An 11,996-nucleotide genomic window follows, 5' to 3' on the forward strand; every position below is an offset into this window, starting at 1 on the left:
AATCATAATTCGTCGCGCGCCGATCGGCGAAACACATCTTGTTCAGAACCGCCTACATAGGCGATGAGGCCAGGCTGCCCAAAGCGCCCGCAATCACAGCGCCAAACTGCCCTGCTCCGCCTCCGCGGCATTAGGGTCGCCGGGCGCCGTTGCCCAGGCGAGTTCGACCAGCGTCACCGTGCGGCGGCCGGTGCCGTCGAGCTGGCAGACGATGAGACCCTGCTCCTCGATATAGGTGAGCAGGCGCCTGGCGCGGCGCAGCGAGTGCGAACCGTAGGCGCGCGCGATCGCCGCGTCGCTCGGGCACGGCCAGCCCTCCTTGGCGGCGCGCGCAATCATCATGAACACGCCCTGCATGTCCTCGGGCAGCAGCGAGGCGCGGACGGAAACATCCTGCCAGGCGTCATCGCCTGCCATATCAGCGCCGAGCCCGGCGCGGGCGCGTGTCAGCATGCGGCGGAATTCGGAGAGGTCCGGCACCACCGAAGCGAGGCCCTCGATGCGGCAGCGGACCACGAACTCCTGGTAGAGCACGCCGATGACGCGAAAACCCGCGTCGGGCTGCGCCAGGATGGCGCGCAGGACACGGTCCACCCGCTCTCGGCGCTCGGCCATATCCTCGGCGCTGATCGCCGGTTCCGCCGGTTCGGGGCGGATTTCCAACGCCGCAGACTTGGCCGCCATCAGTTGGTCGAGCAGGTCGGGCGATGCCACCCGGCGCGGTGCGCGCATCGTCTCGGGTGGCGGCGCCGCCAGGATGATCGCACGGGCGTCCTCAAGCGCTGCCTCCGGCATCGCCATCAGCCGTGGCGTTCCGTTGCGCGGGCTTGTCTCGGTCTGGCCTATGCGCACGCCGAGCGGACGGCGCGACAGGGCCGGCCCGAGCGCCATGAAGTGCCCCCGCTCCAGGTCACGGAACGCCTCGGCCTGGCGCCGCTCCATGCCGAGAAGGTCGGCCGCGCGCGCCATGTCGATGTCGAGAAAGGTGCGGCCCATGAGGAAATTTGAGGCTTCCGCCGCGACATTCTTGGCGAGCTTGGCCAGCCGCTGGGTGGCGATGATGCCGGCAAGGCCGCGCTTGCGGCCCCGGCACATCAGATTGGTCATGGCGCCGAGCGAGAGCTTGCGCGCTTCATCGGACACCTCGCCGGCCACCGCCGGGGCGAACAGCTGCGCCTCGTCGACCACCACCAGCATCGGGTACCAGTGCTCGCGGGCGACTTCGAAGAGGCCTCCAAGAAAGGCGGCGGCGCGACGCATCTGGTTCTCGGCGTCGAGCCCTTCGAGATTGAGCACGGTGGAGACGCGGTGGATGCGCGCCCGCTCGCCGGCCGCCTGCAGGCCGCGCTCCGTATGCTCCTCGGCATCGATCACCAGATGGCCGTAATGGTCGCCCAGCGAGACGAAATCGCCTTCGGGATCAATGATGGTCTGCTGTACCCAGGGCGCGCTCTGCTCCAAGAGCCGGCGCAAAAGATGCGATTTGCCGGAGCCGGAATTGCCCTGCACCAGAAGGCGCGTCGCCAGCAGCTCCTCAAGGTCGAGCGCCGCCGGCGCACCCGCCGTCGTCTGTCCCATCTCGATGGCTACGGTCATGTCACGACTCTCCTTGAGGAGAGGGCTTATCAACCTGACCGCAAGCCGTCGAGCGCGCCGAGGCAACAGGCCCGGTGTTCCACACCTATGCTGCCAAAGCGCCACACTTGGCCGGCCTGGTCGGTTGAAAAGCTGGCTAGACCGGCTTCACCGGCGGCAAAAGCGGCGCATCCAGCCCGTCAAAGGGATCGCGCCAGGCGTCGATGGCCTCAAGCCTGCGATACCAGCCCAAGACGGAGGGATAGTCGCCCAGCGGCAGGCCGGCGACATCGTTGAAGGGCAGGAACGTCGCCATGCGAAAATCGGCATAGGAAAGTGAGCTGCCGACCAGCCACTGCCGTCGGGAAAGCTCGGCCTCGAGAATCCCTGCCGCCCTGCGGAACTCGTCCGTTCCCTCCTCGACCTTGCCCTGGTCGATCGGGCCAATCCCGTAGCGCTGCTTGGTGCCGCGCTCGAAATGCACGGTGTCGCAGGCCCGGACGAAATTCTCCTTGCCCCAGCTCAGCCAGCGGATCATGTCGGGTTGGTCGTCGCCATTGCGCCAGAAATCCGAACCCGCCTCGCGCGACAGCAGGCAGGCTATGGCGTCGGCTTCCCAGAGGCTGCCGCCCAGCCATGCCAATGTCGGCAGGGTAAGATTAGGATTGAGCGGTCGGAACCGCTCGGCCTGCCCCGGCGCCATGGGTGCCGCGAACTCAAACTCGACCTCGACCCTGAGATGACGCGCCGTTGCAACCGCGAGGCGCGGATTGGGATTGCGGCTGAAGTACAGTTTCATGTTCGGGCTGGTTCCTAGACGCTGTTGGCTCGACCTTATCAAACACGCAAACGTGCCCCCTCCGCAATCTGGTCAGACCACGATTCCGCTGGCGGAAATCGCCGTTCGGCGTATCATTCCTGTGGGATAGGGTTCTTGGCAGGAGGAAGCCAATGAACGTTGTAGCAAGCGTACCTGTCATCGATCTGACAGCTCAAAATCTTGTTTCCTCTGCGCTTTCCAAATTCCGCGCCGGCGATACCGTCTCGACCAGGGCGGCGCTCGACGCAATCCGCCGCATGGATCCAGGCTGCGTCGACAGCGACGACGATCTGGTCGAACTGATCGTGATGGCGGCAATTGGTAAGACCATGGCGGTCGTATTCGACCACCGCAAGCAGTGACGCTGGAACGAAACGAGCATTGCGCCGTTTCTGACTTCTTCAAGGTCGAGCAATTCCAGGAAAAGTGTGAGCGGTTTTCCCGGGAAAAGCGCGTAGCGCTTTCCCTTGGGAATTGCGTCAAAACAAAGAGTTGAGTTCCAGGAGTAGCGTCAATGCGCAATGAACAATTCGACGTTCCCGTGACCATCGAAAGCGAAGGCAGCGGCCTGACCGTTACCGGAACGGTCCAGGCAGCCTCCCTGCTGGTCGACGGATGGCCGGACGAAGAGCGTGGGCCAAAATACCGCTCCGCGTTGAAAGCGATGATGGATGCGATGGAGCAGCGCCGAGCGGTTGGCACGGCGCGCCGCGCCTTCACCGCCGCAGCCCGGGAAGCGAACGTGTTCGTCCGCGAAGGCCGGCATTAGCTCCGGGAATAGTCCGGAAAACCCTGCAATACTGCAGCGCGCCTTAGCTTCCGAGGGGATGCGGCATGTAGCCGACGAAGCCGGCAATCTTCCAGCGCCCCGCCACTTTCCTACAGAAATACAGCGTCTGCCACTTCAGCCGGTCGACGCTGCCGTCGGCCTTGGTCACCGAACCGTTGAACTTCTTGTGCAGCACCGCGCGGTCGCCATCGACATCGATGTCGCGCATGTTGGTGACGCGAAACAGGGCTTCGCGCAGCGGCTCGGCGAACTTGGTCGCCGCCGTCTCCTTGGCCTGGCGCAGCCACTCGTCGCGATAGACGGCAAGGCTCGGGAATTGCAGCCGCCAGGCGTCGGCATCGCTCAGGAAATGCGCATGCATGCCGAAAAAACTGTCGGCGATGAAATCATCCTCAACCATCGACCAGTCCTGACCGATGAAGGCGTCGATGTCGCGCCGCACCAGCATTTCCCACAGCGCGTAACGATCGGCATCGCCTTCCGGAAACGGATTCTTGTCGAAGGTCATTTAAAAAATCTCCTGTCGGGAAAATGCGAGGCGCAAGATGCTGGCCGGCCCCCGATAAAGCAACACGCATCTGGAAAAATCTTGCTTTCCCAAAAGCCCCCTATGAGGATCATGGGGAGAGGCGTAGAGCGGTCGGCTGAAACGCAACCGCAGGCGTGATCCGCCAAGTCTGAACAGGAGTTTTCCCTTGCCCAAGCAGTGTTTTGGAACATCCCATGTGCCGCTGTCGCCGGCGGTGCGGGCCGGCGATTTCGTCTACATCTCCGGCCAGGTTCCGGTCGATGCCGACCGCATCGTAGTCAAGGGCGGCATTACCGAGCAGACCGAGCAGGTGCTGCAGAATGTGAAGGCAGCCCTGGCACTGGCCGGCTGCACCATGGACGATGTCGTCAAGACCACGGTCTGGCTTGAGGACGCGCGCGATTTCGGCGCCTTCAACACCGTCTACGCCAAACATTTTCCCAGCAACCCGCCGGCCCGCACCACGGTCGAATCGCGGCTGATGATCGACATCAAGATCGAGGTCGAAGCCGTCGCCTACCGGCCGGTTTGATCAGTAGATAAATACCAGCGGAGGCGCCGATGCAGTTCGATCTCCTGATCAAGGGCGGCCGCCTGATCGATCCGGCCTCCGGCCTGGACGCCGTGCGCGATGTAGCCATCGCCAATGGCCGCGTCGCGGCCATCGAGGCCGCCATCGATGCCGAGCACGCCACGCAGGTCGTCGACGCCCGCGATTGCATCGTCACGCCCGGCCTCACCGATCTGCACAGCCATGTCTATTGGGGCGGTACCTCGCTTGGCGTCGATGCCGACCGCCTGGCGGCCAAGAGCGGCACCACGACCTTCATCGACGCCGGCAGCGCGGGTGCGGGCAATTTCCTCGGCTTTCGCCGCCATGTCATCGAGCGCTCGAAGGTGCGCATCCTGGCCTACGTCAACATCTCCTTTGCCGGCATATTCGGCTTTTCGCAGACGGTGTCGGTCGGCGAATGCAGCGATCTGAGGCTCTGCGAGCCGCGCGAGACGGTGGCGGCGGTGCGCGAGCACGCCGATGTCGTCGTCGGCGTAAAAGTGCGCTCCGGCAAGCATGCCGGCGGCACCAGCGGCATTGCGCCGGTGGACCTCGCGCTCGAAGCCGCCGACCAGGCCGGCCTGCCGCTGATGGCGCATATAGACGAGCCGCCGCCCGGTCGCTCCGAAGTGCTGCCGCGCCTGCGCAAGGGCGATATCCTTACTCACTGCTTCCGCCCATTCCCCAACGCACCGGTCTTCGCCTCTGGCGCCGTGCGGCCGGACATGTATCTGGCGCGCGAACGCGGCGTTATCTTCGACATCGGCCACGGCATGGGCTCGTTCGACTTTGCGGTGGCGAAAGCCATGCTGGCCGAAGGCCTGGCGCCCGACGTCATCTCGAGCGACGTCCATCTCTACTGCGTCGACGGTCCCGCCTTCGACATACTGGTCTGCATGTCGAAGCTGATGGCGCTCGGCATGCCGCTGGTCGACGTGCTGCGCGCCGCCACGCAAAGGCCGGCCGAGGCGATCGCCAGGCCGGAGCTCGGCACGCTGAAAGTGGGCGGCGTCGGCGATGTCGCGGTGCTCAGGCTGCGCCCCGGCCGCTTCACCTTTGTCGATGCCGTCGGCGCAGCACTGATCGCCGATCAGCGGCTCACCTCTGACGGCATCGTTGTCGGTGGTGTCTGGTGGCCGAACGAAGCCGCCGATTTCAATGAGACCGAGAGGTTCGAGCCGCATGCGCCGCATACGCATGTTGAGGTTGCGGCACGGCATTTCGGGCGTGGCTGATTGGCTAATCTCCCCCCTCGTGGGGGAGATGCCCGGCAGGGCAGAGGGGGTCGGTTCGACCGGACGCGATCTGCTTGCGGCGGATGAAGGTCAGCGCTCCACGCGCGGCGACCCCCTCTGGCGCCTTCGGCGACATCTCCCCCTCAAGGGGGGAGATCAGCAGCGCCCGCATTACTCACCGCCCCATAAACTGGCGTTTCAATCCCCTCCATCCGCGCCTTGATCTGCAGCGCCACATATTTCGAATAGAACCGCGACAGCGCCAGGTTGCCGCCGTGGAACCACAGCGCCTCCTGCGCCGTCGGCTTCCACATGTTGCGCAGCTCGCCCTGCCATGGGCCGGGATCGCCCTTGACGCCGGAGCCGAGGCCCCAGCATGGCCCGACCTTGTCGGCGACCTCGCGCGAGACGATCGCCGCCACCGTCTCGTTCATCGACTGATAGCCGGTGCACGAGATGATCGCATCGACCGCCAACTCGCTGCCGTCGTCGAAGGCAATGCCGGTCGGTGTCAGCGATTTGATACCGACGCCGCTTTTCACCTTGATCTCGCCGTTGATGATCAACTCGCAGGCGCCGACATCGATGTAGTAGCCGGAGCCGGTGCGGTAGGCCTTCATCAACAGCCCGGTCTCGTCGTCGCCGAAATCGATGGCGAAGCCTGAAGCGCGCAGCCGGTCGTAGAACGCCGCGTCGCGTTCCTTGATCACCTCGTAGAGGTCCCGCTGGCCCTTGGGCACCAGCGCGAACGGCGTCGAGGCGACGATCATGTCGGCCTTGTCGGTGGTGATGCCGCGCGCCAGGGCCTTCTCGGAAAAGATTTCGAAACCGACTTCCATCAGCGTGTCGGACTTCACCACCGTCGTCGGTGAACGTTGGATCATGGTGACGTCGGCGCCGCTCTCCCAGAGGTCGACGCTGACGTCATGGCCGGAGCTTGCCGCGCCGATGACCGCGACCTTTTTGCCGCGGAATTTCTCGCCGCTCGCATACTGGCTGGAATGCAAGAGCTCGCCCTTGAAAGTCTCGGCGCCGGGCAGCGCGATCTTCCGAGGTGGCCCGTAAGCGCCGGTGGCAAAGACGACGTGCTTCGGCTTCAGCGTGATGTGCCGGCCGACGCGGTCGACCACGACCGTCCACACCTGCTCGGCCTCGTCATAGCTGGCGCTGACGCATCTGGTGGCGACCCAGTAATTGAGCTCCATCACCCTGGTATACATTTCCAGCCAGTCGCCCATCTTGTCCTTGGGCGTGAACACCGGCCAGTTCTCGGGGAATGGAATGTAGGGCAGATGGTCGTACCAGACCGGGTCATGCAGCACGAGCGAGCGGTAGCGGTTGCGCCAGGAATCGCCGGGGCGCGCATTCTTCTCGATGATGATGGTGGGCACGCCGAGCTGCCGCAGCCGCGCGCCGAGCATGATGCCGCCCTGGCCGCCGCCGATGACCAGGCAGTAGGGCTGCACGGTGGCGCCGAGGTCGCGCGCCTCGCGTGCCCGCACCTCCGCCCAGGTCTCCCGCGCCGGATCGGCCTTGTGACGAATACCGAGCGGCCGCGCCGGACCCTTTTGTTCCTCGAACCCCTTGAGCTCGCGCATCGCCGTGAACAGCGTCCGACAGCGGCCCTCCTTGAGGCGCAAGATCCCTTCGCCGCGCGCAACAGACGTTTCGAAGCTGAACCAGGCCTCGACGGTGCCCTCGTCCGACGTCGCTTCGCCAGACAAGGTCCAGTGTGACGGCTTCACCGTCGCCAGCGTTGCCTGCAGCATGTCACGGATGGCGTCGCGGCCTTCCATGGTCGTGATGTTCCAGGTGAAGGTCAGAAGATCGCGCCAGTAGCAGTCCTCGACGAACAGGTTGGCGGCGGCCTCGATGTCGTCCGCTTCCAGCGCGCGCGCAAGGGCGGAAAGCCATGTCGCCGCCTGTTTCGATGGGGCCATGTCGAGCATCTTTTCTTCCCTTGTTTTGCGCTCTCATTGTTTCGAAAGACGGCGCCGCCGCAAGGGGGGCCGCAATATCAAGACATCGGTTTTTGAGCGACCCGGAATCGAGCCTGCTGGCGCGAAATCTTTATAGGAATTTTATATCTTTCCTCCGCGGCCCGTCTCGAACCTTTATGGCGATCGGGTCCATATTCCATTCCGAGCAAAACGCTCCGACCGCCGTGGCCGATCGAGGTACGGCGGATCGTTTTCATGGAATTTCGGGCTCGCCAGTCGCTGGCGCCAAATACAGCAGAAGCAAGGACCAACACAATGGACATTGTCGTCATCGGAATCGACGTTTTGTTTTTCGCTCTTTCCCTCGCCTACATCAAAGCCTGCGACGCTCTTTAAGCGGAAGGATCACATCATGCTTGTCGATTACATCCTCGGTGGCGGCGTGACCTTGTTCCTGCTCGTCTACCTGACATACGCACTCGTTCGCCCAGAACGCTTCTGACGCAAGGCACGGAAAGCTATTCTCATGACTCTCAACGGATGGATACAGATCCTCGTCTATTGCGGGATCGTCGTTTTGCTGGTGAAGCCGCTCGGCGGCTACATGTATCGCGTCTTCAACGGCGATCGCACCTTTCTCTCGCCCATACTTGGCCCGGTTGAACGCGGCCTTTATCGCATATCGGGAACCAGTGAACGCGAGGAGCAGCACTGGACGACCTATTCGGCAGGCATCATCTTCTTCAGTCTCGCCAGCTTCCTGGTGCTGTACTTTCTGCAGCGCCTGCAAGGCGTGCTGCCTTACAATCCGGCGGGCATGACCGCTGTCGAACCCAACCTCGCCTTCAACACCGCCGTCAGCTTCGTCACCAACACCAACTGGCAGAATTACGGCGGCGAAAGCACGATGTCCTATCTTGTGCAGATGGCCGGCCTGACCATGCAGAACTTCATGTCGGCGGCTGTCGGCGTCGCCATTGCGGTGGCGCTGATCCGCGGCTTCGCCCGGCACTCGGTCAAGTCGATCGGCAATTTCTGGGTCGATATGACCCGCTGCACGCTCTACATCCTGCTGCCGCTCTGCATCATGCTCACCCTCGTCTATGTCTGGCTCGGCATGCCGCAGACGCTCGGGCCATATGTCGACGCCACCACGCTGGAAGGCGCCAAGCAGACGCTGGCGCTCGGCCCCGTTGCCTCGCAGGTCGCCATCAAGATGCTCGGCACCAATGGCGGCGGCTTCTTCAACGCCAATGCCGCGCATCCCTTCGAAAACCCGGATGCTATCTCCAACCTGATCCAGATGGTGACGATCTTCGCGCTGGGCGCGGCGCTGACCAACGTCTTCGGTCGCATGGTCGGCAACCAGCGCCAGGGCTGGGCGATCCTGGCCACAATGGGCGTGCTGTTCATCGCCGGCGTCGCCATCTGCTACTGGGCCGAAGCCGCAGGCAATCCGCTGGTTCACGCGCTCGGCATCGACGGCGGCAACATGGAAGGCAAGGAGAGCCGCTTCGGCATCGCCCTTTCCGCGCTGTTCGCCGTCATCACCACGTCCGCCTCCTGCGGCGCGGTCAACGCCATGCATGACAGCTTCACCGCGATCGGCGGCTTGATCCCGATGGTCAACATGCAGCTCGGCGAGGTCATCGTCGGCGGCGTCGGCGCCGGCTTCTACGGCATCATGATGTTCATCATCGTCGCCGTCTTCGTTGCCGGCCTGATGGTCGGCCGCACGCCCGAATATCTCGGCAAGAAGATCGAGGCCAAGGAGGTCAAGATGGCGATGCTCGCCATCCTGTGCCTGCCGCTGGCGATGCTGACCTTCACCGCCATCGCGGTCGTGCTGCCAAGCGCCGTGGCCTCCATGGCCAATGGCGGGCCGCACGGCTTCTCCGAGGTTCTCTATGCCTACACCTCGGCGGCGGCCAACAACGGCTCGGCCTTTGGCGGCCTTTCCGGCAACACGCCCTGGTACAACATCACGCTTGGCATCACCATGTGGGTGGGTCGCTTCTTCGTCATCATCCCGGCGCTCGCCATTGCAGGCTCGCTGGTGGCGAAGAAGACGGTACCTGCTTCCGCCGGCACCTTCCCGACCGATGGTCCGCTGTTCGTCGGCCTGCTCGTCGGCGTCATTCTGATCGTCGTCGGCCTGACCTTCTTCCCGGCACTGGCGATCGGACCGATCGTCGAGCACCTGGCTGCCATCAACGGACAGACCTTCTGAGGCTGGTGATGTCCTGGTTCAACCCCAAGCGCAGGAAGGGCCGGCCGCGAGCCGGCACCGAGGGAGAGGAAACTCCCCCTCCCTTCCCCAGCGTGTCCACCTTTCTCGGCATCGCGGCAGTCATGATCGTGATCTGGCTGCTGGCCTACGGGCCGCCGCACCTTTTCTCGGCATCCGATCGATCGGTGCCGGCCAACATTCCAGATACTGGAGCCACCAAATGAGCCAGTCCAAATCCGCGGTCATCATGGATGCCCGCATACTGTGGCCCGCCATCGGCGGCGCCTTCAGGAAACTCGACCCGCGCACCTTGATCAAGAACCCGGTAATGTTCGTCGTCGCCATCGTCTCACTGCTGACCACGGTCCTGTTCGTCAGGGATCGCTTCACTGGTGGCGGCGATTTCGGCTTCACCCTGCAGATCATCATCTGGCTGTGGTTCACCGTGCTGTTCGCCAACTTCGCCGAAGCCGTTGCCGAAGGCCGCGGCAAGGCGCAGGCCGACTCGCTGCGCAAGGCGCGCACCGAGACGCAGGCCAAGCTGCTTGCCGGCGAGGACCGCTCCAAATTCAAGCTGGTGCCCGGCACCAGCCTGAAGGTCGGCGACATCGTGCTGGTCGAAGCCGGCGACATCATCCCGTCCGACGGCGAAGTGATCGAAGGCGTGGCTTCTGTCAACGAAGCGGCGATCACCGGCGAGTCCGCCCCCGTCATCCGCGAATCCGGCGGCGACCGTTCGGCGGTCACCGGCGGCACCCAGGTTCTGTCCGACTGGATCCGCGTGCGCATATCAGCCGCTTCCGGCCACACCTTCCTCGACCGCATGATCTCGCTGGTCGAGGGTGCTGCCCGCCAGAAGACGCCGAATGAAATCGCGCTCAACATCCTGCTCGTCGGCATGACGCTGATCTTCGTGCTCGCCACCGCGACGATCCCGAGCTTTGCCTCCTATTCCGGCGGCTATATCTCGGTGACCGTGTTGGTGGCGCTGTTTGTCACCTTGATCCCGACCACCATCGGCGCCCTGCTGTCGGCCATCGGCATTGCCGGCATGGACCGCCTGGTGCGCTTCAACGTGCTGGCCATGTCGGGTCGTGCCGTGGAAGCCGCCGGCGACGTCGACACCCTGCTGCTCGACAAGACCGGCACCATCACGCTCGGCAACCGCCAGGCGACCGAGTTCCGCCCGGTCAAGGGTGTCACCGAACAGGAACTGGCCGATGCGGCGCAGCTCGCTTCGCTCGCCGACGAGACGCCTGAGGGACGCTCGATCGTCGTGCTGGCCAAGGAGAAATACGGCATACGCGCCCGTGACATGGCGACATTGCATGCCACCTTCGTGCCCTTCACCGCCCAGACCCGCATGAGCGGCGTCGATGTCGATGGCTCGTCGGTGCGCAAGGGCGCCGTCGATTCGGTTCTTGCCTATGTCAACCAGTCGACATCGGCCACCCATGGCGTGCGCCCCGGCAGCGACACCGTCAAGGATCTCCAGACGATCGCCGATGAGATCGCCAAGTCGGGCGGCACACCGCTGGCGGTCGAGCGTGACGGCCGCCTGCTCGGCGTCGTCCACCTCAAGGACATCGTCAAGGGCGGCATTCGCGAGCGTTTCGCCGAACTGCGCAAGATGGGCATCCGCACCGTGATGATCACCGGCGACAATCCGATGACGGCGGCGGCGATCGCGGCGGAAGCCGGCGTCGACGACTTCCTTGCCCAGGCAACGCCGGAGGACAAGCTGAAGCTGATCCGCGACGAACAGGCCAAGGGCAAGCTGGTCGCCATGTGCGGCGACGGCACCAACGACGCACCCGCCCTTGCCCAGGCCGATGTCGGCGTCGCCATGAACACCGGCACGGTCGCCGCCCGCGAGGCCGGCAACATGGTCGACCTCGACTCTGACCCGACCAAGCTGATCGAGATCGTCGAGATCGGCAAGGCGCTGCTGATGACGCGTGGCTCACTGACGACCTTCTCGATCGCCAACGACGTCGCCAAATACTTCGCCATCATCCCGGCGATGTTCGCCGTCTTCTACGTCGCGCCGGGACAAACCACCGGCCCGCTGCAGGCGCTCAACATCATGCATCTGGCGACACCGCAAAGCGCCATCCTGTCGGCCATCATCTTCAACGCGCTGATCATCATCGCGCTGATCCCGCTGTCGCTGAAAGGCGTCAAGTATCGCGCGATCGGCGCCGGCGCGCTGCTCAGCCGCAACCTGCTGGTCTACGGCCTCGGCGGCATCATCGTCCCCTTCGTCGGCATCAAGGCGATCGACATGATCGTCACCGGCCTCGGCCTCGCTTAAGGAAACACAT

12 protein-coding genes are annotated in these 11,996 nt (G+C 64.0%); 8 read left to right on the forward strand and 4 right to left on the reverse strand.

Annotation, left to right across the window (positions count from 1 at the left end):
- Positions 1-93 precede the first annotated feature (93 nt).
- Complete coding sequence (locus AC1D1L_RS23140) at positions 94-1,596, reverse strand: helicase HerA domain-containing protein (protein WP_477343774.1); 1,503 nt, start codon at positions 1,594-1,596, stop codon at positions 94-96.
- A 136-nt stretch (positions 1,597-1,732) separates the two neighbouring features.
- Complete coding sequence (locus AC1D1L_RS23145; RefSeq protein WP_477343776.1) at positions 1,733-2,374, reverse strand: glutathione S-transferase family protein; 642 nt, start codon at positions 2,372-2,374, stop codon at positions 1,733-1,735.
- A gap of 152 nt (positions 2,375-2,526) precedes the next feature.
- Here AC1D1L_RS23145 and AC1D1L_RS23150 point away from each other — a divergent pair, with 152 nt between their 5' ends.
- Together AC1D1L_RS23150 and AC1D1L_RS23155 are read left to right on the forward strand one after the other, a co-directional pair.
- A complete protein-coding gene (locus AC1D1L_RS23150; protein WP_477343777.1) occupies positions 2,527-2,757 on the forward strand; it encodes a hypothetical protein in 231 nt (76 codons plus the stop codon).
- Between the two features lie 152 nt (positions 2,758-2,909).
- Positions 2,910-3,164, forward strand: a complete 255-nt coding sequence (locus AC1D1L_RS23155) for a DUF982 domain-containing protein (RefSeq protein WP_436261350.1) — start codon at positions 2,910-2,912, stop codon at positions 3,162-3,164.
- A gap of 43 nt (positions 3,165-3,207) precedes the next feature.
- On the opposite strand, the gene AC1D1L_RS23160 is transcribed toward AC1D1L_RS23155, so the two are convergent.
- Positions 3,208-3,693, reverse strand: a complete 486-nt coding sequence (locus AC1D1L_RS23160) for a hypothetical protein (RefSeq protein WP_477343778.1) — start codon at positions 3,691-3,693, stop codon at positions 3,208-3,210.
- Positions 3,694-3,880: 187 nt separating this feature from the next.
- On the opposite strand from AC1D1L_RS23160, the gene AC1D1L_RS23165 reads away from it, so the two are divergent.
- Together AC1D1L_RS23165 and AC1D1L_RS23170 are read left to right on the forward strand one after the other, a co-directional pair.
- Complete coding sequence (locus tag AC1D1L_RS23165; protein ID WP_112562601.1) at positions 3,881-4,246, forward strand: RidA family protein; 366 nt, start codon at positions 3,881-3,883, stop codon at positions 4,244-4,246.
- A 29-nt stretch (positions 4,247-4,275) separates the two neighbouring features.
- Positions 4,276-5,502: an amidohydrolase/deacetylase family metallohydrolase gene (locus tag AC1D1L_RS23170; protein ID WP_477343779.1), complete on the forward strand. Its 1,227-nt coding sequence runs from the start codon at positions 4,276-4,278 to the stop codon at positions 5,500-5,502.
- 143 nt (positions 5,503-5,645) lie between these two features.
- On the opposite strand, the gene AC1D1L_RS23175 is transcribed toward AC1D1L_RS23170, so the two are convergent.
- The gene (locus AC1D1L_RS23175; RefSeq protein ID WP_477343780.1) at positions 5,646-7,451 is read right to left on the reverse strand and encodes an NAD(P)-binding domain-containing protein; all 1,806 of its coding nucleotides are present in this window, start codon (positions 7,449-7,451) and stop codon (positions 5,646-5,648) included.
- 403 nt (positions 7,452-7,854) lie between these two features.
- Between AC1D1L_RS23175 and AC1D1L_RS23180 the strand changes: the two genes are divergently transcribed.
- From AC1D1L_RS23180 to kdpB, 4 genes are read left to right on the forward strand one after another with little or no spacing between them, the layout of a single operon-like run.
- Positions 7,855-7,944 carry a K(+)-transporting ATPase subunit F gene (locus AC1D1L_RS23180; RefSeq protein ID WP_023669708.1) on the forward strand — a complete coding sequence of 30 codons (90 nt, stop codon included), beginning with the start codon at positions 7,855-7,857 and terminating at the stop codon, positions 7,942-7,944.
- Between the two features lie 24 nt (positions 7,945-7,968).
- Positions 7,969-9,672, forward strand: a complete 1,704-nt coding sequence (kdpA, locus tag AC1D1L_RS23185) for a potassium-transporting ATPase subunit KdpA (protein ID WP_477343781.1) — start codon at positions 7,969-7,971, stop codon at positions 9,670-9,672.
- Positions 9,673-9,680: 8 nt separating this feature from the next.
- A complete protein-coding gene (locus AC1D1L_RS23190) occupies positions 9,681-9,896 on the forward strand; it encodes a hypothetical protein (protein WP_477343782.1) in 216 nt (71 codons plus the stop codon).
- Entirely contained in the window at positions 9,893-11,986 is a 2,094-nt protein-coding gene (kdpB, locus tag AC1D1L_RS23195; protein ID WP_477343783.1) for a potassium-transporting ATPase subunit KdpB, read from the forward strand. The genes AC1D1L_RS23190 and kdpB overlap by 4 nt, the downstream gene beginning before the upstream one ends.
- The last annotated feature ends 10 nt before the right edge of the window (positions 11,987-11,996 follow it).

This window comes from Mesorhizobium sp. P2_D6 (genome assembly GCF_056404315.1).